This window comes from Mycolicibacter algericus DSM 45454 (genome assembly GCF_002086455.1).
Taxonomy (GTDB): Bacteria; Actinomycetota; Actinomycetes; order Mycobacteriales; family Mycobacteriaceae; genus Mycobacterium; species Mycobacterium algericum.
The window spans coordinates 228,886-248,956 of the sequence record NZ_MVHC01000005.1; the positions used below are offsets into that span (position 1 = coordinate 228,886).

13 protein-coding genes and 1 pseudogene are annotated in these 20,071 nt (G+C 66.1%); 5 read left to right on the top strand and 9 right to left on the bottom strand.

All coding sequences use genetic code 11. The features are described 5' to 3' along the window. The first annotated feature begins 47 nt into the window (after nucleotides 1–47). The gene (locus BST10_RS07705; RefSeq protein ID WP_205277364.1) at nucleotides 48–494 is read left to right on the top strand and encodes an MmpS family transport accessory protein; all 447 of its coding nucleotides are present in this window, start codon (nucleotides 48–50) and stop codon (nucleotides 492–494) included. Further along, a complete protein-coding gene (locus tag BST10_RS07710) occupies nucleotides 491–3,358 on the top strand; it encodes an MMPL/RND family transporter (RefSeq protein ID WP_083037304.1) in 2,868 nt (955 codons plus the stop codon). The genes BST10_RS07705 and BST10_RS07710 overlap by 4 nt, the downstream gene beginning before the upstream one ends. Here BST10_RS07710 and ku read toward each other — a convergent pair. Then, on the bottom strand, nucleotides 3,306–4,196 hold the full coding sequence (gene ku / locus BST10_RS07715; protein WP_083037305.1) for a non-homologous end joining protein Ku: 891 nt from the start codon (nucleotides 4,194–4,196) through the stop codon (nucleotides 3,306–3,308). The genes BST10_RS07710 and ku overlap by 53 nt on opposite strands. Nucleotides 4,197–4,258: 62 nt before the next feature. On the opposite strand from ku, the gene BST10_RS07720 reads away from it, so the two are divergent. Next, nucleotides 4,259–6,550 carry an ATP-dependent DNA ligase gene (locus BST10_RS07720; protein WP_083037306.1) on the top strand — a complete coding sequence of 764 codons (2,292 nt, stop codon included), beginning with the start codon at nucleotides 4,259–4,261 and terminating at the stop codon, nucleotides 6,548–6,550. Nucleotides 6,551–6,633: 83 nt separating this feature from the next. On the opposite strand, the gene mhpA is transcribed toward BST10_RS07720, so the two are convergent. From mhpA to BST10_RS07740, 4 genes are read right to left on the bottom strand one after another with little or no spacing between them, the layout of a single operon-like run. Next, entirely contained in the window at nucleotides 6,634–8,163 is a 1,530-nt protein-coding gene (mhpA, locus tag BST10_RS07725) for a bifunctional 3-(3-hydroxy-phenyl)propionate/3-hydroxycinnamic acid hydroxylase MhpA (protein WP_083037307.1), read from the bottom strand. Next, a complete protein-coding gene (locus BST10_RS07730; RefSeq protein ID WP_083037308.1) occupies nucleotides 8,160–9,098 on the bottom strand; it encodes a fumarylacetoacetate hydrolase family protein in 939 nt (312 codons plus the stop codon). The genes mhpA and BST10_RS07730 overlap by 4 nt, the downstream gene beginning before the upstream one ends. A 16-nt stretch (nucleotides 9,099–9,114) precedes the next feature. Continuing rightward, on the bottom strand, nucleotides 9,115–11,499 hold the full coding sequence (locus BST10_RS24145; protein WP_083037309.1) for a cellulase family glycosylhydrolase: 2,385 nt from the start codon (nucleotides 11,497–11,499) through the stop codon (nucleotides 9,115–9,117). Continuing rightward, a complete protein-coding gene (locus BST10_RS07740; RefSeq protein ID WP_083037310.1) occupies nucleotides 11,496–12,626 on the bottom strand; it encodes a VOC family protein in 1,131 nt (376 codons plus the stop codon). Before BST10_RS07740 ends, BST10_RS24145 begins: the two co-directional genes overlap by 4 nt. Nucleotides 12,627–12,705: 79 nt before the next feature. Here BST10_RS07740 and BST10_RS07745 point away from each other — a divergent pair, with 79 nt between their 5' ends. Continuing rightward, nucleotides 12,706–13,383, top strand: a complete 678-nt coding sequence (locus BST10_RS07745; protein WP_083037311.1) for a TetR/AcrR family transcriptional regulator — start codon at nucleotides 12,706–12,708, stop codon at nucleotides 13,381–13,383. A 3-nt stretch (nucleotides 13,384–13,386) separates the two neighbouring features. After that, nucleotides 13,387–14,346, top strand: a pseudogene (locus BST10_RS07750) (fumarylacetoacetate hydrolase family protein); the annotation flags it as partial. Here the strand turns inward: BST10_RS07750 and BST10_RS07755 are convergent. From BST10_RS07755 to BST10_RS07765, 4 genes are all read right to left on the bottom strand, one after another. Next, the gene (locus tag BST10_RS07755) at nucleotides 14,346–16,472 is read right to left on the bottom strand and encodes a cellulase family glycosylhydrolase (RefSeq protein ID WP_235673539.1); all 2,127 of its coding nucleotides are present in this window, start codon (nucleotides 16,470–16,472) and stop codon (nucleotides 14,346–14,348) included. The pseudogene BST10_RS07750 and the gene BST10_RS07755 overlap by 1 nt on opposite strands. 156 nt (nucleotides 16,473–16,628) lie before the next feature. Beyond that, nucleotides 16,629–18,728 carry a cellulase family glycosylhydrolase gene (locus tag BST10_RS07760; protein WP_083037314.1) on the bottom strand — a complete coding sequence of 700 codons (2,100 nt, stop codon included), beginning with the start codon at nucleotides 18,726–18,728 and terminating at the stop codon, nucleotides 16,629–16,631. A gap of 146 nt (nucleotides 18,729–18,874) precedes the next feature. Beyond that, the gene (locus BST10_RS23240; protein WP_013827827.1) at nucleotides 18,875–19,024 is read right to left on the bottom strand and encodes a hypothetical protein; all 150 of its coding nucleotides are present in this window, start codon (nucleotides 19,022–19,024) and stop codon (nucleotides 18,875–18,877) included. Nucleotides 19,025–19,174: 150 nt separating this feature from the next. Beyond that, nucleotides 19,175–20,044 carry a TIGR03619 family F420-dependent LLM class oxidoreductase gene (locus BST10_RS07765; RefSeq protein ID WP_083037315.1) on the bottom strand — a complete coding sequence of 290 codons (870 nt, stop codon included), beginning with the start codon at nucleotides 20,042–20,044 and terminating at the stop codon, nucleotides 19,175–19,177. Between the last annotated feature and the right edge of the window lie 27 nt (nucleotides 20,045–20,071).

Sequence of the window (20,071 nt, forward strand, 5' to 3'; positions counted from 1 at the left end):
GCCGCCGCACTATTGAGCCGTACGGTTCCGTACCGTCCGCTTGGTCGGTGCGCAGACCGTCGCTATTTCCGCTGGTCCGGCGTGGGTGGATGGTCATCGTCGCCGTGGTGGTGGTCGCCGTCGCGGCGTTTTGTGTCTACCGGCTGCACGGCATCTTCGGCGCGGGCGATACCACGTCGACCCAGAGCGACGCGGGCGACGAGATCGTCCCGTTCAACCCCAAAAACGTCGTCTACGAGGTCTTCGGCGCCCCGGATGCCACCGCCACCATCAACTACCTCGATGTCAACGCCGCACCGCAGCAAGTCATCGACGCTCCGCTGCCCTGGCGTTACCAGGCGACGACGACTGAGCCGGCGATCATCGGAGACCTGCGGGCACAGGGGAACGGCCACGTGCTGGGCTGCCGCATCGTCATCGACGGTGAACTCAAAGACGAAAGGATCGTCAACACCGTGAGCGCCTACACCTTCTGCTTGGACAAATCCGGATGAGCGAGGAGGGCCGGCAGCCGTTCTGGCCGCGCACTATTCGCCGTCTGGCATTACCGATCGTGCTGTTCTGGGTGGCGCTGGCCGCGGTGACGAACAGTCTGGTTCCACAGCTGGAGGTGGTCGCCGAAGCCCACAACGTGGGGATGAGCTCCCCGGATGCGCCGTCGTATCAGGCAGCCAAACGTATCGGAAAAGTGTTCCAGCAGTACGACACCGACAGTGCCGCGATGATCGTCATCGAAGGCGAGGAGCCGCTGGGCTCGGAAGCGCACCGCTTCTACGACACCCTGGTCGCCAAGCTGGAACGCGACACCAAGCACGTCCAGCATATCCAGAACTTCTGGGGCGATCCGCTGACCGCCGCCGGTTCGCAGAGCAACGACGGCAAAGCCGCTCTGGCGCAGGTGTTTCTGGCCGGAAGCCAAGGCGAGACGTTGGCCAACGAATCGGTTGCCTCCGTCCGCGACATCGTCGAAAACACGCCGGCGCCGCCGGGGGGCCGGGCCTACGTGACGGGTGCGGCGCCACTGGTCGCCGACCAGTTCTCGGTCGGCAGCGAGGGCACCAACAAGGTCACCGCGATCACCTTCCTGGTGATCGCGGTCATGCTGTTCGCGGTCTACCGCTCGGTCGCCACCACCCTGCTGGCGCTGCTCACCGTCGCCATTGAAATGGCCGCCGCACGTGGATTCGTCGCGTTCCTCGGCTACCACGAGGTCATCGGATTATCCACCTACTCAACGAATCTGCTGACCCTGCTCGCGATCGCCGCGGGAACCGACTACGCGATCTTCATCATCAGCCGCTACCAGGAGGCGCGCGCGGCCGGCGAAGATCCAGAAACCGCCTTCTACACCATGTACCGCAGTACCGCCCACGTCGTGATCGGCTCGGGCCTGACCATCTCCGGCGCCGTGTACTGCTTGAGCTTCACCCGGCTGCCCTACTTCCACACCCTGGGGCTGCCCGCCGCCATCGGCATCTTCGTGGCGCTGATCGCCGCGCTGACCCTGACCTCGGCCGTGCTCACCGTGGGCAGTCGGTTCGGCCGGTTCGAACCCACCCGGGCGATGCGGACCCGCGGCTGGCGGCGGATCGGCGCCGCCATCGTCCGGTGGCCCGGGCCCATCCTGGTGGTCGCCTGCGCCGTCGCCTTGATCGGTCTGCTCGCCCTGCCGGGCTACAAGACCAGCTACGACGCCCGGGAATACATGCCGGACCGCGCCCCGGCCAACATCGGCTATGCGGCCGCGGAACGCCACTTCTCCCAGGCCAGGCTCAACCCGGAACTACTGATGATCGAATCGGACCACGACCTGCGCAACCCGGCATCGTTCCTGGTGTTGGAGCGGGTCGCCAAGGCGGTGTTCCACACCCCGGGCATCGCCAAGGTGCAATCGATAACGCGGCCGTTGGGCACTCCGCTCAAGCACACGTCGATACCGTTTGCGGTCGGCCAGGGCAACGTCGCCCAGACCCAGAACCTCAAGTACCAGATGGACCGGGCGGCTGACCTGCTCACGCAGGCGGCCGAAGCGGAGAAGTCGATTCACACGCTGGAGCAGCAGTACGCGCTGCAGCAGCAACTCGCCGACGCCACCCACACTCAAACCCAGAGCTTTCACGACACCGTCGCCCTCACCAACGATCTGCGCGACCAGATTGCGAACTTCGACGACTTCTTCCGGCCGATCCGCAGCTACTTCTACTGGGAACCGCACTGCTTCGACATCCCGGCGTGCGCGGCGCTGCGCTCCGTCTTCGACCTGCAGGACGGCATCGACAAGCTTGCCGAGAAGCTCCAACAGCTCACGTCAGCCTTGGACCAGCTGGACGCGCTGCAACCGCAGTTGGTGGAGTTGATCCCGTCTCAGATCGAAAGCCAGCAGGTCAACCGAGATCTGGCATTGAACAACTATGCCACCAACTCCGGGATCAGCGACCAGTCCGCGGCCGCGAACGACGACCCGGCCGCCATGGGCCGGGCCTTCGACGACGCCAAGAACGACGACTCCTTCTATCTGCCGCCCGAGGCATTCACCAACCCTGAGTTCAAGCGCGGGATGAAGCTGTTCTTGTCTCCGGATGGCAAAGCGGCGCAGCTGATCATCACCCACGAGGGCGACCCGGCCACCCCGGAAGGCATCTCGCACATCGACAAGATCCGCGACGCCGCGAAGGAGGCCGTCAAGGGCACTCCGCTGCAGGGCTCGCACATCTATCTGGCGGGCACGGCCTCGACCTACAAGGACATCGCCGACGCCGCGAAGTACGACCTGCTGATCGCCGGAATCGCCGCGCTGAGCCTGATCCTGCTGATCATGATGATCATCACCCGCAGTCTGGTCGCCGCAATCGTCATCGTCGGCACGGTCGCCCTGTCGCTGGGCGCCTCTTTCGGGCTGTCGGTGCTGGTGTGGCAGTACCTGTTCGGCATCCACCTGTACTGGATCGTGCTGGCGCTGGCCGTCATCCTGCTGCTGGCGGTCGGCTCGGACTACAACCTGCTGCTGATCTCACGATTCAAAGAGGAGATCGACGCCGGCTTGAACACCGGCATCATCCGCGCGATGGGCGGAACCGGGTCGGTGGTGACCGCCGCCGGACTGGTGTTCGCCGCCACCATGGCGTCGTTCATCTTCAGTGACCTGCGGATTCTCGGCCAGATCGGCACCACCATCGCGCTGGGCCTGCTGTTCGACACCTTGATCGTGCGGTCATTCATGACGCCGAGCATCGCCGCGCTGCTCGGGCGCTGGTTCTGGTGGCCGCAACGGGTGCGCGCGCGGCCCGCGGCGTCGGCCGACGCGGCTACTTTGCCGCGGCCTTCTTGGTCGGCGCCTTCTTCGCCGGAGCCTTCTTAGCGGCCGCCTTCTTGGCCGGCGCTTTTTTGGCGGGCTCCTTGTTGGCCGCCGAGCGCTTCTTCACGCTCGCCTCGAGCTTGGCCAGCAGATCGGAGACGTCTTCGGTGGCGTCGAGTTCGGCGGGCCGCTCCTCGGGAGTGAACGCCTCGTCGCCTTCAAGTTTGGCAGCGATCAACTCGTGCAACTGCTCCTGATACGTGTCGTGGTAGCGGTCGGGATCGAAGTCGTCGGCCATCGACTCGACCACTTGCCCGGCCATCTTCAGCTCGGCGGGCTTGATCTCAACCTTGGTGTCCAGGGCGGGGAAGTCGGGGTCGCGAATCTCATCCGGCCACAACAGCGTGTGCACCATCATCACGTCACGCTTGGAGAAGTCCTTGACCCGCAGCGCCGCCAGTCGGGTCTTGTTGCGCAGCGTGAAATGTACAATCGCCACCCGGTCGGTATCGGCCAGTGTCTTGGCCAACAGCACATACGATTTGATCGATTTTGTCGCCGGCTCCAGAAAGTAGGAGCGGTCGAACAGCATCGGGTCCAGGTCACCGGCCGGGACGAACTCGAGCACCGCGATCTCGTGATCGCGCTCCTCGGGAAGATTCGCGAGGTCGTCGTCGGTGATCACCACCATCCGGCCGTCGTCGGACTCGTATGCCCGCGCGATGTCGGCGTAGTCGACGACTTCACCGCATTCCTCGCACACCCTCCGGTAGCGGATCCGGCCGTTGTCCTTGGCGTGTACCTGACGGAACTTGATGTCGTGGTCCTCGGTGGCGCTGTACACCTTCACCGGGACGTTGACCAGACCGAATGCGATCGAACCCTTCCAGATGGAACGCATGAGGCAAGTATGCCCACCCGAACGTGCCCGAAACCGGCTTTATCGCGACGTAGGTTGGCAGCATGGCTGCACAGCCGTTCCAGACCCGGGTGAAGTTGACCAACGCCGACAAGGTGCTCTACCCCGCCACCGGCACCACCAAAGCCGACGTCTTCGGTTACTACACCCGCATTGCCGCGGTGATGCTGCCGCACATCGCCGGACGCCCGGTGACCCGCAAACGCTGGCCCAACGGCGTCGAACAGGACTCGTTCTTCGAAAAGCAACTTGCCTCCTCGGCACCGGAATGGCTGCACCGCGCCGACATACAGCACCGTTCGGGCACCACCACCTATCCGATCATCGACGACGCCGATGGTCTGGCCTGGATTGCCCAGCAGGCCGCGCTGGAGGTCCACGTGCCGCAGTGGAGATTCGAGGCTGAGTGGACGCGTGGCGGCGAAATGCTCAGGCCCGGCCCGGCGACGCGCCTGGTGTTCGACCTGGACCCCGGCGAGGGCGTGGCGATGTCTCAACTCGCCGAGGTGGCGCGCGCTATCCGAGAGCTGATGTCGGAGCTGGACCTGGAAGCGTTCCCGCTCACCAGCGGCAGCAAGGGAGTGCACGTCTACGCCGCCCTCGACCGCCCGGTAGCCAGTACCGGCGCCGTCACGGTGGCCAAACGCGTTGCGCAGCAACTCGAAAGCGCTATGCCGAAGCTGGTGACCGCGACCATGGCCAAGAAACTGCGGGCCGGGAAGGTCTTCGTCGACTGGAGCCAGAACAACGCGTCGAAGACCACCATCGGGCCGTACTCGCTGCGGGGTCGTGAGCACCCGACGGTGGCCGCCCCGCGCACCTGGGAGGAGTTGGACGACCCGGACCTGCGGCAGTTGCGCTACGACGAGGTGCTGGCCCGCGTCGAGCGCGACGGCGACCTGCTGGCGGCACTGGACCCGCCGGTACGCAAGAGGGATCGGCTCGCCGCATACCGGGCCAAACGCGACGCGGGCAAGACCCCCGAACCGGTGCCGGCCACCGCCCCCGTCCCGGGCGAGGGCAACAGTTTCGTCATCCAGGAGCACCACGCACGGCGACTGCACTACGACTTCAGGCTGGAGCGCGACGGCGTACTGGTCAGCTGGGCGGTGCCCATGAACCTGCCCGACACGCCGTCGGTCAACCACCTCGCGGTGCGCACCGAGGATCATCCGCTGGAGTACGGCGGCTTCGAAGGCACCATCCCCAAGGGCGAGTATGGTGCCGGCACGGTGCGCATCTGGGATTCGGGCAGTTATGTGACCGAAAAGTTCGAGGACACCGTGGAGAAAGGGGAGGTGATCGTCGTGCTGTCCGGCAGCCGGATCTCCGGGCGGTACGCGCTGATCCGGACCAGCGGCGACCAGTGGCTGGCGCACCGTATGAAAGACCAGCGGGCGTTCGCGTTCGCCGACCTGGACCCGATGCTGGCCACCCATGGTTCCGTGAGCAGACTGTCCCCGAGCGAGTGGGCCTTCGAGGGGAAGTGGGACGGCTACCGACTCCTGGTCGAGGCCGACCACGGGAGGGTGCGACTGCGGTCGCGCAGCGGGCGCGACGTTACCGGGGAATACCCGCGAATGCAGGCGCTGGGTGACGACCTCACCGAGCACCACGTGGTGCTCGACGGTGAGCTTGTGGCACTTGACGACGCCGGTGTGCCCAGCTTCGCCGAGATGCAGAACAGCCCACGCTCTCCTCGCCTGCAGTTCTGGGCCTTCGACCTGCTCTATCTCGACGGTCGCCCGCTGTTGCGTGCGTCCTACCGGGATCGCCGGCGCCTCTTGGAAACCTTGGCGCGGGGAACCGATCTGGTGGTCAAAGACCTGCTGTACCCCGACGGAAAACAGGCGCTCGAACAGTCTCGCAGCCTCGGCTGGGAGGGAGTCGTTGCCAAGAAGTGGGGTTCGCCGTATCAGCCGGGGCGCCGGTCGACGGCATGGGTCAAGGAAAAGCGCTGGCGGACCCAGGAGGTCGTGATCGGCGGTTGGCGGGCCAGAAGAGGGAGTGGCCGAAATGGAATGAGTGGGGGGATCGGCTCGCTGCTGATGGGAGTTCCCGATGCTGACGGTCTGCGATTCGTTGGCCGGGTCGGTACCGGTTTCACCGATCGCCAGCTGGCCGACCTGAAGAAGATGCTGATGCCGCTGCGCGCCGACGAATCACCTTTTAGGGCACCGCTTTCCCGGCTCGATTCCGAGGGCGTCACGTTTGTGGAACCGACCATCGTGGGGGAGGTGCGCTACAGCGAGCGGACGGCCGACGGCCGGCTGCGCCAGCCGAGCTGGCGGGGACTGCGGGCCGACAAGACGCCCGACGAGGTGACCTGGGAATAGCGATGCCGGGCTCGTAAACCGGGATAACAGCCGTTGGCGATGCTCGAATTGCCTTTCATGCCTCAGGGAATACGGCGAAATCACTAGTGCTCTGACACATCGGTCCGCACGGCCGAAGCGAACCGGGGCGTGGCGGTGACCAGGGCGCTCAGGCTCCGGCTGGCACGCATGACGGTACGGTCGGGTCTGATGATCGCGGCGGTCGCATGCCCGCGGTGCAGCCAACGCGCCAGCTCGCTTCCGGGTTGGGCGATGTGCATGACGGCGCCGTGTTCCGCGAGCAGGTCCTGGTGGAAGGGGAGGGGCCGCGTCGTGGCGACGAGGGCGAATCCGTCCCCGAGGACCGTGTCGAGACGACGGCCGTCGGCCAGCAGGGGATTGGGGCACAATGTTCCGGCCAGATTGCGCGGGTGGCGATCCCGGATGACCAGTGCGGATCGGCGCAGCGCCGGGGTCTTGCTGTTGACCACCCGCTCGCGGATGCCGGGAATCAGATGCAGCCGAGGGGCGATCGTCCGCCGCAGAACGTTTCCGATGTGCCCGCCCGCGGTCATCGCCCGGCCCATGCCCAAGGCCAATGCGATCATCATGCGGGCGTGCGGCTTGCGTTCCTGCTCATAAGTGTCCAATAGATTCGCCGATAGGTCGCCCGTGATCACGCCGGCCAACTTCCACGACAGGTTCATGGCGTCACGTAGCCCGGCGCCCATGCCCTGGCCGATAAATGGGGGCGTGAGATGGGCGGCATCGCCGAGCAGGAATACGTTGCGGTCTCGCCATCGATTCGCAATCTGCGCACGGAAGGTGTACTCGGTAACCCGCACCACCTCGAGGTCGTCATCGGAGGTGTCGTTTATCCAGGGCGCAATCAGGGCGCGAAGTGTCTCCATGGTGCTGTAGTCGTCGGCGGTCTCGCCGGGCAACAAGCGAAATTCCCAGCGGTAGCGGGCCGGGCCGATGCGCATGAAGGTAGCGGCGCGTACCGGGTTGCACACCTGATGCACACCGTCCCATTGGTTCAGTTCAGCGTCGGTGGCCACGTCGGCAACCAGCCAGCGTTGCTCGAATCTCAGGTCCTCCATCGCGGCGCCGATCGAGGTGCGCACCACGCTGTTAGCGCCGTCGCAGCCGAGGACGTAGTTGGTCTCGACGATGTGCTGGTTCCCGCTGGGGCGGTCGGTGAAGGTCACTCGGACACGGCCCGGGGCGTGCTGGGTGACGTCGGTGACTTCGGAGTTACCCCGAAGCTGAATCCCGGCGCGCTTTTTGGCGTTGTCGCGCAGTAGGGCTTCGAACTCGGGTTGGTCGAACATGTTGGCTTGCGGGAACCCGTGAATGCTCTCGGCGGTGTCGCGATGAAACTCCGCGAGCACACGCAGGTGCTGATCGAGTAGCCGTAGGCCCAGCGCGGGCCGTGAGATCGCGGCGAATTGTTCGGCAATCCCGAGTCGGGCGACGATCCGGTTGCTCTCGTCGTCGAGGTGGACCGCTCGCGGTTGTGGATACACGCCCTCCCAGCGGTCCAGGATCAGACACGAGATGCCATAGTCTGCAAGCAAAGTGGCCGCGGTTACGCCGGTCGGGCCGCCGCCGACAATGACCAGATCGGTCACGCGAAGCTCACCTCAGTGCGCTGGGCGCCGAGAGCGATGGCGCCGTCGTCGGTGGCAGCCGACAGCTCTACGACATCGCCGTGCTTCAGGTACTTCGGATTGTCCGTTTGGCGTTTGAAGAAGGCCTTCCATTTGATCGCCGGCGGCAGCAGCGAGCCGATGATCTCTATCGGCTTGGGTGGGGCGCTCAGTGCGGTCCCGACCGGAGTGCCGGTCATCACCAGGTCGCCCGCGTCCAGCCGTTGGAACCGCGTCAACGCCTGCAGTGCCTGTAGGGGCTGGTAGATCATGTCACCGCCGACGAGGGCGTCTTGGCGCATGTCGCCGTTTACGCGCAGTTGAAGGCGCAGATCGCCGAACCGCTTGAGCTCGTCGGCGTCGAGCAGGACCAGGGCCGGGCCGACCGGGGTGAAGGTCGGGTACGACTTGGCTTCGTAGAACTGGGTCTGCGGGAGCTGGATGTCGCGGGCCGAAACGTCGTTGGTGACAACCAGACCGGCGATGAAGTCGGCCAGGTTGGTCTCGGTGATCTCGGTGCCCACCGGGACCTCGCGCGCGATGACCAGGCCGATCTCCACTTCGTAGTCCAGGAACCGTACGTGCGCAGGCTTGATGATGTCGTCGAACGGTCCGCTGATCGACCCGGACGTCTTGCGAAAGAAGGTCAGCGGAATGGCCTTCGGGTTCATCCCGGCGTCTTTGACGTGTGAGGCGTAGTTGGTCATCTGCGCCACGACGCGACACGGTGCGGTCACGGGGGAGAGCAGCTCGAGGTTGTCGACCGGCGCCGTGCCGCGGCTGTGCGCGGCGGCGTCGATGGCCGCGCGATCAGCCAGCACCTGTCCGGTGGTGGTTGCCGTAGTGGCGATCCGCGCGGCGCCCGTGGTGGTGTGGACCCACCATGCGTCGGCGGTGCGGAGAATGGCAATGGTCATGAGTTCGCTACTTTCATCAGGCCCGGGTGATGGTGACGGTGATATCGCCGGAACCGGTGTCGGACGCGATGACCAGTGTCGTCGTACCCGCAGGCGAGATGACATGCCCACCAGTGACTTCCACGTGGTATCCGGCTGGGTACTGGATGGGCGGGACCGCGATCTGGGTCAGGGATCCGGCCGGGAAGCTTCCTTCGCCGCTGACCATGTCGGTGGAGTAGGTGAAGGTGAATACGCCGTCGTCGAACGACCACGCTCCGGGTGTCCCCGCAACCGCCTGCGGGTAGGGCTCCGCGGTCGCTTTGAGCACGTCGTGGTTGACGTTGCCCGGGGCGTCCAGTGGCTCATGGGGGTTGTTGACCAGGGAGCCGGGCCCGCTGGTGGCCGGATCGTTCAAGGCGGTGTACTCCCACTTCTGCCAACCCAGGCCGTGCTGGTTGATGATGTCGACGGCCTGCTGCAGTCCGATCGGGTTGTTGCCGAATTCGGTCACCAGACCTGGGATGTTGTGGGCAGCCATGTACGACTCGGCGTTATTGAGGGTGTTGGTGATCACCAGGCCGCAGAGGAAATCGGTGCCCAGGATGACCGTCTGAACGCAGTAGTCGTGAAACGAGAAAAGCGTGTTGTCGTCGTCCATGGCGCCGAGGTGGGTCGGCAGGCCCATACCGAACATAAATTGCGGCTCGACATACACCGGCGTGGCGTCGTCGACCGAGCGGATCGCCGAGATGACTTGGTTGTAGAAGGGGGTCAGCTTCTCGGCTTCGAAGTGCGAACTGCCGAACACAGTTGCCATCCAGCCCGAACCGGGCCACGGCTCGTTCATGACGTCGTAGCCGCTGATGTTGGCGTCGTCTTTGAAGTAATTGGCGACGTGTTGCCACATCTGGGCGTAGTGATCCTGCAATCCCATCCCGCCCGAAATCTTGGTGTTGCTCCAGAACGCGTCCCAGGCGTTGTTCATCGCCGGATTCAAAAAGTTGCCGTAGGGAAAGGGAATCTGGTTGTTGAACGCGTCGCCGGTCTCCACCGCCCATGGGGGTGCGCCCTCTGCGGTGAAGACACTGCTGTACATGTCTTGATGCATGTCCAGGAAGACGTGGATGCCGTGCGCCTGCAAGATATCGGCGGTTTCTTTGATCTGGGCGAGATAGGCATCGTTGTAGACACCGGGTGCGGGTTCCACGGCCTCCCATATCAACCCCAGCCGGATCGAGTTGAAGCCGTTGTCAGCGAGGAACTGCGCATCTTTCTCGCCGAACCCGACGCCCTGCGCCGTGAACGGCGGAACCTTGTAGACCTGATTGAAGCCGTGCAGAACGACCGCTCGGCCGTCGGTGTCGGTGATCCAGGTTCCCTCGTGCCCTAGGTTGCTGACCCCGCCCGGTGCGATCCCGTTCCCATGGGCGCCGACATCGCCGTGGGTGCCGAGCGGGCCGCCGTTACCACCCGCCCCGCCGAGCGCCGGCAGACCCTGTGGGGTGCCGCCCACCGCACTGTCACCCCCTGCACCGCCGTCCCCGCCTCCGCCGAACAGGCCGGTGGCGCTGCCGCCGGTGCCGCCATAGCCGCCGTCGGGCCCGTCACCGCCGGCCCCGCCGTGACCGCCGACACCGAACAGCCAGCCCGGAGCCGCGCCCCCGGCTCCGCCGGAGCCACCCGCCCCGGTCAGCACATCGGCGGCGCCGGACCCGCCTGCGCCGCCGGTCCCCCCGATGCCCATCAACATGCCGCCGGCACCGCCTGCCCCGCCGGGGGCACCGTTCCCGCCTACTCCGCCGGCTCCGCCGTTGCCGAACAGCCCGGCTGCTCCGCCCCCGGCGCCGGCCACGCCGGCAGCGACACCTTCGTCCGGGCTGCCGTAACCGTCGCCGCCGTCGCCGAACAACCAACCGCCGTTGAAGCCCTGCGCGTGAATGAGCGTGCCATCGGCGCCGTTGGCGATCATCGGACCCAGGCCCAGGCCGGAGCTGAGCTTGTTCAACAGATCCAGGAGCGGGTCGTCACTGGCAATCCAGTTCTGCATCGCGTCGTGCAGCGGCATGTAGAGAACCTGGCCCACCAGCGAATTCCAGTCGTTGGCCGCTGGTGCAGCAGCCGCCGCGCTGTCAGCGCTGCGGCCCAACTCGGCAAACACGGCATCCCAGTGAGCGGGGGCCAAAAAGCTATCCCAGGCGGAGGGACTTGACGCGGCCGCCCAATCCAACCCATCGGTCGCGGTATCGAAGAAAGGCGCAAACGCCTCCGCGACCGCGGCATCGAGATCGGCCTGCGCCACCGGAGCTGACATCAGTAGCGCCATCCCGAATGCGATGGAGGTGCTCGCCGCACCGATACGCCTCAGACCTGTGCGCCCCAGCCGTTGCCCGGTGGTGGTGCGGCGAATGGCAATGCTCATGAGTTCGCTACTTTCATCAGGCCGATCAGTCGTTTGACATCGAATTCGTTGTCGTCGCGCAGCGCGGAGACCAGCGAGAGCGCGTCGTGGCGCAGGGATCTGGGGCTGGTTCCCAGAAAATCCTTGGTCGCGGGTGGACCCCATTGGGCTAGACCGGACGCTGTGAACGGCGCCCAGCCGGGTTGCAGAGTGTTGTCGAACATGTCGCCGTCAGCGAAGTGCTCGACGAGGAATCCATCGGGGTCGCGCCAGTAGTCGAAGAGCTGGCTGCCCTGGATGTGGCGGCCGATGCCCCAGGAGCGGAAATACCCTTGCTCCCTGAGGTATTCGCCGCCGGCGGCCAGCGCATCGAGGTCACAGACCTGGTAAGCCGAGTGCACGTACCGGTTCGCCGGGCCGAGTGCGAGGGCCAGGGTGTGGTGATCGGCGGGGGTGGCGCCGCGGTCGCAGCGGATGAAGCTCATCGTCGGCCCGCGGTCACGCTGACCGGGGAAGAACAGGAAATCACTGACAATCATCCCCAGGGTGTCGAGATACCAGTTCAGCGCCTTCAGGTACTTGGTGGTCTGCAGCACGACATGCCCGAGCCGCTGTACCTTCGTGGGCTCGCGCGGTGGGCGTTGGGTGGCATTGATGCGACGCAGCTCGTGTCCGAAATTGAAGGTGTGCGGAACCTGGGCTTCAAGCGCGGCCAGCTGGTGAGTTCCGGCCACGACACGCACCGGAATACCGCTCGGGTCGACCAGGTCGACCGAGGTGCCGCCGATCGACTCGGGCAGCGGCCTGGCGTGGGAGCCCGTCGCATCCGCAAGGTGCAGCAGATCGGCCTCATCAGCTGCTGAGAAGGCGACGCCGCAAAACCGGGTGCCCGAATCGCGGCGGATGAGCACACACGGCGAGCCGGTGTCCGTGCCGCGCAGGTGTAGTTCGTTCGCGGTTCGCAGAACGGTGGCGAAGCCGAACGCCTGGGCGAACGCCTCTGCGCGCGCCAGATCGGGCTTCTCGAACTCCACCCAGGCGATGTCACGCACTTTGATGACCGGATTGCGGGACCGCCCGGCGTGCTCGCCTTTGCGGGCGCCCTGCTCGCTGTGCAGGTCACGGTGGGTGCCGAGCAGCTCGCTCACGCTGCCTCCTCGATTGAGTGACGAAATCGTCACATACGAGCGTTTACTCAGTCAAGAAAAGTTGACGAAATCATCAGCAATGACGTCCTCCGCTATTGTTTTGGTCGTGGGCCAACGGCAGGGCGAGCCGGTCAACCGGCTGGAGCGCCGGAAGCGGCGGACGCGTGCAGCGCTGATTGAGGCTGCTCAGGCCTTGATTGCGGCAGGAAAACTCAACGTGCCGGTGTTGGAGATCACCCAGACCGCCGACGTCGGGATGGGCTCGTTCTATAACCACTTCACCAGCAAGGAGGAGCTGTTCGAGGCAGCGGTCGCCGACATCCTGGACAGTCACGGCGCATTCCTGGACGGGCTCACCGCTTCGATCGAAGATCCCGCGGAAACGTTCGCGTGCAGCTTCCGGCTGACCGGACGCTTATTCCGCCGCCGACCGCAGGAGAGCCAGATCATTCTCAGCGGGGGACTCGACCTGCTGTCCGCGGATCGCGGCCTCGCTCCACGCGCACGACGTGACATCAAGGCGGCGGCAGCGGCGGGACGCTTCGGCATCGACGACCCCCAACTCGCGTTGGCCGTCGCTGCCGGTGCGCTATTCGGTCTCGGAAAGCTCTTGCAAGACGAGCCGGAACGTGACGACGCGCAGGCTGCCGACAAGGTCACCGAAGACCTGTTGCGGATGTTCGGGATGACCGCCGAAGAAGCCCGCGAAGTCTGCCGACGGCCGCTACCCGACATCGCCGTGGTGAGTGAGGATTGACCGGTGCGGTGGGTGACCTATCGAAGCGAGGACGGCGAACGTGCCGGGGTGCTGCGCGGTGAGGTGATCCACGCGGCGGAGCCGGGGGTGACGCTGCTGGACCTGATCGGGCGTGGCCCGGACGGGCTGCGCGAAGCCGGTGAGCGGGCGCTCGACACACCGTCAGCGACGGTAAGGGTCGATCAGGTGCGGCTGATGGCACCGATCCCGCGCCCGCCGTCGATCCGCGACGGCCTGGGCTTTTTGGAGCACATGCGCAACTGCCGGGTGGCGACCGGCCGCAGCCCGGTGCTCGACGACACCTGGTATCAGATTCCGGCCTTCTACTTCGCCTGCCCGGCAACGGTGCTGGGGCCCTACGACGATGCGCCTACGGCTCCCGGCAGCGCCTGTCAGGACTTCGAACTGGAGGTCGCCGCGGTCATCGGGATCACCGGGGCGAACCTGTCGGTGGCGCAAGCCGAACGGGCCATTATCGGCTACACCATCTTCAACGACTGGTCGGCGCGCGACCTGCAGGCCCAGGAGGGCCGGCTGGCGATCGGGCAGGCCAAGGGCAAGGACAGTGGCGTAACCCTGGGGCCGTACCTGGTGACTCCTGACGAACTGGAACCGTACCGCCGCGACGGCCGGCTCAGCTTGCACGCCACCGCGATCGTCAACGACGTGATCGTCGGAATGGGCTCCACCGGAAGTATGGACTGGAGCTTCGCCGAGATCATCAGCTACGCCTCGCGCGGCGTGCCGTTGGTGCCCGGTGACGTCTTCGGTTCCGGCACCGTGCCCACTTGCACTCTCCTTGAGCATCTGAATCCCGATGCACCACAATCATTTCCGGGCTGGCTGTGCGACGGCGACGTGGTGACCCTGCAGGTACAGGGTCTTGGCGAAGTACGCCAGACCGTGCGCGCCAGCGCTCCGCCGCTGCCGCTGGACGAGCGCCCCCGTCCAGCGGCCGAGCCCTAACTCCGGGCGGTCACGGTCACGGTCACCGTGGATGCGCCGGAGTGGGACACGATGGTCAGTACCGGGGCGTTGGCCGCGGAGGTGGCCTCTCCGCCGGTCACGTTCACGGTGTAGCCGTTCGGGTATTGGCTGGGCGGAACGGAGATGGTGGTCGGCGAACCCGCGGCGAAACTGCCGGTGCCGTCGGCCTGGTCGGTGGAGTAGCTGAACGTGAAGACGCCGTTGTCGAACGACCAGGAGATGGGGGTGCCCGAGATCACCTGCGGGTAGGGCTGGGCCAGCAGGTCGAGTTTGTCCCAGTTGACGTTGTCGTCGACCGGGGGCTTGCTCGGGTCGTAGACCAGCGCCTGATCCTCCGGCGAGATACTGGTGATGTCCCGGCCACTGTAGGCCCATTCGGACCAGCCGAACAGATACTTGTTGGACCCCTGCAGGCTCGCCTCGATGGCGCCGAGGTTGTTGGTGGCGCCGAACTCGCTGAGCCACCCCGGGATGTTGTGCTCCTGCATGTAGTCCTGCGCGTAGCCGAACACGATGTCGGCGTTCCAGTCGCAGCCGAAGCTGGTGCCCGGGAACAATGCGGTCGTGAGGCAGTAGTGGTGGAATGAGAAGGCCGAGTTGGGGTCGTCCACCGTGCCCAGGTGCGTCGGAATCGGCGTGCTGCCGAAGAGGGTGTTCGGCTCGAAGAACACCGTCTTGTTCGGGTCGACCGATCGGATGGCCGCGTCGATCTGGTTGTAGAACGGGGTCAGCTGCTGGGCGTCGAAGTACTGGTTGCCCAAGATGCTCCCCAGCCAGTGCGTGCCCGCCCAGGGCTCGTTCATGATGTCGTAGCCGGCGACGTTGGAATTGCCCTTGAAGTAGTCCGCGACGGCCTGCCACATCAGCGCGTAGTGGTTCTGCAGACCGATCCCATCGGAGGCCTTGGTGTTGGCCCAGAACGCATCCCAGGCGTAATTCTGAGCCGGGCTCAGGGGATAGGTGGCCGGGAAACCCAGACCGAAGTGGGGTAGCCCGCCGTTGAAGGTCGCCCAGTCCGGAGCGCCCTCGCCGCCGAACTCCTCGTTGTACAGGTCCTGGTGCATGTCGAGGATGGCGACGATGTTGTGCCGCGCCAGAATCTCGACGGTCTCCTCGATCGACGCCAGGTAGTCGTAGTCGATGACGCCCGGCTCCGGTTCCACCCCGGCCCAGATGAGGCCCAGGCGCACCGAATTGAAGCCGTTGGCGGCCAGGAACGCGGCGTCGTCGTCGCTGAAGCCGTCGCCGGACGGCGTATACGGCGAGACCTTGTAGACCTGGTTGAGACCGTGCCAGATGACGACCTGTCCATCGGGATTGACCAGCCAGCCGTTGGACACCTCCACCGGCGGGGCGACCGTTCCGGTGATGCCGCCCGGCAAAGCGCCGAACTGGCCGACCGAGCCGTGCTCGCCGGCCCACAGTCCGGCGGTTCCGCCGGCCCCGCCGAGTGCCGGTAGCTCGATGCCGGCGGGGGTGTTGGCGACGGCGCCGTCGCCGGCATCGCCGCCGTGACCGCCGTTGCCCCACAGCCAGCCGCCGGCACCGCCGTCACCGCCGGCGGCCCCGGCCCCGCCGGTCCCGCCGTCACCGCCGTCGCCGAAGATCCCGGCGGCGCCGCCGCTGCCGCCTGCGACGCCGTCGGTGGTGCTGTTCCAGCCGGCGCCGCCGTCGCCGAACAGCCAGCCGCCGTCGCCGCCGTCGGGGTTGTCCTGGGTGCCGTCGATGCCGTTGCCGATGACCGTCGAGCCGAACAGCGTGTTGATGACGCCGTTGACCTGGCTGCCCAGGTCGCTGTCGATCCACTTCTGGGTGGCGTCATGCAGCAGGGCGTAGAAGTCGAAGCCCACCGCCGGACCCGGCTCGGCCAGCGCGGCCAGCGCAGCGTCCCAGTGCTCGGTGGACAGGAACGACTCCCACGCGGTCGCGTCGAACACGGCCTCACCGTCAAAGGCGCCCGCAGTGGTCACAAACGGGTCGAACAGCACATCCATCATGTCGTCGAGGTCGGCCTGCGCCGGCACGGCCGGGACGGTCAAGGCCAGGAACGCGGCGACCCCGACAACCTTGCTGCCCACAGATTTGCTGCGACGACGAGTCATCTCGACGGACCCTTCTCGTGGACGTGCACGGATGCTGAGTTGTGACTGAGAAGGTAAACGAGTTACTTACGCCGCGCAAGCTCGCCTCGGCGCAGCGCGGCATTCACTTGTTTTGCAGGTGTTTCGGTGTGATCGGCGGCGGCCCGCGGTGGCCCGTCAGGGCTTCGCCGTCACCGTCACCGTCACGGTGGTCGCGCCGGAAGCTGAGCTGATGGTCAGCACCGAGGCGTTCGCGGCGGAGGTGACCGTTCCGCCGGTCACGTTAACGGTGTAGCCGTTCGGGTACTGGCTGGCCGGAACCGAGATGGTGGTCTGCGAGCCCGCGTCGAAGCTGCCGGTGCCGTCGGCGCGGTCGGTGGAGTACGCGAACGACAGCACACCATTATTGAACGACAGCGATGTCGGGGTGCCGGAGATCTCTTGCGGGTAGGGCTGGGCCAGCACGTCGAGCTTGTCCCAGTTGACGTTGTCGCCGACCGGGGGCTGGCTCGGGTCGTAGACCAACGCCTGATCGATCGGGGAGGTACTGGTGATGTCGTTGCCGGTGTAGGCCCATTCGGACCAGCCGAACAGGTACCGGTTGGCCGCCTGCAGGCTCGCGCCGATGGTCGGCAGGTTGTCGGTGGCGCCGAACTCGCTGAGGAACGCCGGGATGTTGTGCTCCTGCGCGTAGTCCATCGCGTTGGCGAACACCACGTCGGCATTCCAGTCGCAGCCGAAGCTGAGGTCGGCGAACAGCGCATTGACCATGCAGTAGTGGTGGAACGAGAAGGCGGTGTTCGGGTCGTCCACCGTGCCCAGGTGCGTCGGCACCGGCAGGCTGGCCTCGAGAGTGGTCGGGCCGAAGAACACCGTCTTGTTCGGGTCGACGGATCGGATGGCCTCGGTCAACTGGTTGTAGAACGGGGTCAACTGCTGGGTATCGAAATACGGGTTGCCCAACAGGCTTCCGAGCCAGTGCGAGCCGGCCCACGGCTCGTTGATGATCTCGTAGCCAGCGACGTTCTCATTGCCCTTGAAGTAGTCGGCGACCGCCTGCCACATCAGCGCGTAGTGGTTCTGCAGACCGATCCCGTCGGCAGGAGTGTTGGCCCAGAACGCATCCCAGGCGTGGTTCTGCGCCGGGCTGACGAAGTAACTGAACGGGAAGCCCACATCGAAGTTGGGCAGGCCGCCGGTGAAGGTGGCCCACTCCGGGGCGCCGTCGCCGCCGAAGGCGCCACCGTAAAGGTCTTGGTGCATGTCGAGGATCGCCACGATGTTGTGGTCGGCCAGGATCTGCACGGTGTTCTCGATCGAGGCCAGGTATTCGTAGTCGATGACACCGGGCTCGGGTTGCACACCGGCCCAGATCACGCCGAGGCGCACCACATTGAAGCCGTTGGCGGCCAGGAAGGCGGCGTCCTCGTCGTCGAACCCGCCCGCGGACGGCTCATACGGCGGAATCTTGTAGACCTGGTTGAGTCCGCGCAGCATGACGACCTGGCCATCGCCATTGGTGAACCAGCCGTTGGACACCTCCACCGGCGGGGCGACCGTTCCGGTGATGCCGCCCGGCAAAGCGCCGAACTGGCCGACCGAGCCGTGCTCGCCGGCCCACAGTCCGGCGGTTCCGCCGGCCCCGCCGAGTGCCGGTAGCTCGATGCCGGCGGGGGTGTTGGCGACGGCGCCGTCGCCGGCATCGCCGCCGTGACCGCCGTTGCCCCACAGCCAGCCGCCGGCACCGCCGTCACCGCCGGCGGCCCCGGCCCCGCCGGTCCCGCCGTCACCGCCGTCGCCGAAGATCCCGGCGGCGCCGCCGCTGCCGCCTGCGACGCCGTCGGTGGTGCTGTTCCAGCCGGCGCCGCCGTCGCCGAACAGCCAGCCGCCGTCGCCGCCGTCGGGGTTGTCCTGGGTGCCGTCGATGCCGTTGCCGATGACCGTCGAGCCGAACAGCGTGTTGATGACGCCGTTGACCTGGCTGCCCAGGTCGCTGTCGATCCACTTCTGGGTGGCGTCATGCAGCAGGGCGTAGAAGTCGAAGCCCACCGCCGGACCCGGCTCGGCCAGCGCGGCCAGCGCAGCGTCCCAGTGCTCGGTGGACAGGAACGACTCCCACGCGGTCGCGTCGAACACGGCCTCACTGTCAAAGGCGCCCGCAGTGGTCACAAACGGGTCGAACAGCACATCCATCATGTCGTCGAGGTCGGCCTGCGCCGGCGCGGCCGGGACGGTCAAGGCTAGGAACGCGGCGACCCCGACAACCTTGCTACCCACAACCTTGCTACGACGACGAGCCATCTCGGCAGACCCTTCCCAGGACGCGCTCTGTTTCTGAGGCGCGTCTGAGAAGGGTAGACGAGTTACTTATGGCGCGGAAGGGTCCACCGTAAAACGTGCCGCGTTTTCGCCAGCAGCGGCGGTCAGCACCGGGTGGCGGCGCGAATCCACTGCCGACGCGCATCGCTTTGGCCGACATCCGAGGATGCGGCGGCGCGCAGCAGGTGAACGGCGCGCATATAGTCGCCGTGGTCGCCTCTCGACTGGGCCGGCAGGCAAGTCTGCGTCTTCATCGATACCTCCTGCAGGTCACGCAACGACGGCTGCAGTGTCTGACCGCCGTCCGCGGTCAGTGCATACGTCCATGTAACGCCGCAGCGGCCGGAACCTATCCCACCGACACGGTGAGGCTGCACACGCCGGCGGTCAGAATGTGACCGGCGTCACCCGGCCTTGGCGATCACGTGTTCGGCGAAGCGCTCCAGATTGCGGATCTTGTCGTCGAGGGGCTCGGTGTCGGGACCGACGATGTAGGGCACCCGGAATCCGACGATGACGTCGGTGACCCCTTTGTCTTCCAGGCGTTTGATGCCGTCGAGTGTGAATCCGTCGACCGAGATCACATGGATCTCAAACGGGCCGGACCGCCCTTCCTCCTCGCGCAGCTGCTTGAGCCGGGCGATCAGGTCGTCGAGTTCGCCCGGGTCGCCGCCGCCGTGCATCCAGCCGTCGTTGCGCGCGGCGCGACGCAGGGCAGCGTCGGCGTGGCCACCGATCAGGATCGGGATGGGCTTCGCCGGCGCCGGGGTCATCTTGGTCTTGGGTATGTCGTAGAACTCGCCGTGGAACTCGAAGTAGTCGCCGGTGGTGAGCCCGCGGATGACGTCGATGCATTCATCCATCCGCTTGCCGCGCCGGGCGAACGGCACCCCCATCAGCTCGTAGTCCTCCGGCCACGGACTGGTGCCGACGCCTAGGCTCAGCCGGTCGCCGATCATCGCGGCCAGCGAACCGGCCTGCTTGGCCACCAACGCCGGCGGGCGGATCGGCAGCTTGACCACGAACGGTGTGAACCGCAGTGTGCTGGTGACCGCGCCCAGCGCCGCGATCAGCACGAACGTCTCGATGAATGCCTTGCCGTCCAAAAACTCCCGGTTGCCGTCGGGGGTATAGGGATACTTCGAGTCCGACTCGAACGGGTAGGCGATGCTGTCCGGGATCGACATGCTGTGGTAGCCGGCCGCCTCGGCGGCTTTGGCGAGCGGAATGTAATAGCTCGGGTCGGTCATCGCCTCGGCATAGGTGAACCGCACTTGAAACTCCTCAAGTCTCCTCGGTGG

Coding starts and splice junctions, on each gene's coding strand:
- BST10_RS07710 (WP_083037304.1), top strand. CDS start 491: ATGAGCGAGGAGGGCCGGCAGCCGTTCTGGCCGCGCACTATTCGCCGT.
- ku (WP_083037305.1), bottom strand. CDS start 4,196: ATGCGTTCCATCTGGAAGGGTTCGATCGCATTCGGTCTGGTCAACGTC.
- BST10_RS07720 (WP_083037306.1), top strand. CDS start 4,259: ATGGCTGCACAGCCGTTCCAGACCCGGGTGAAGTTGACCAACGCCGAC.
- BST10_RS07730 (WP_083037308.1), bottom strand. CDS start 9,098: ATGACCATTGCCATTCTCCGCACCGCCGACGCATGGTGGGTCCACACC.
- BST10_RS24145 (WP_083037309.1), bottom strand. CDS start 11,499: ATGAGCATTGCCATTCGCCGCACCACCACCGGGCAACGGCTGGGGCGC.
- BST10_RS07745 (WP_083037311.1), top strand. CDS start 12,706: ATGACGTCCTCCGCTATTGTTTTGGTCGTGGGCCAACGGCAGGGCGAG.
- BST10_RS07755 (WP_235673539.1), bottom strand. CDS start 16,472: ATGACTCGTCGTCGCAGCAAATCTGTGGGCAGCAAGGTTGTCGGGGTC.
- BST10_RS23240 (WP_013827827.1), bottom strand. CDS start 19,024: ATGAAGACGCAGACTTGCCTGCCGGCCCAGTCGAGAGGCGACCACGGC.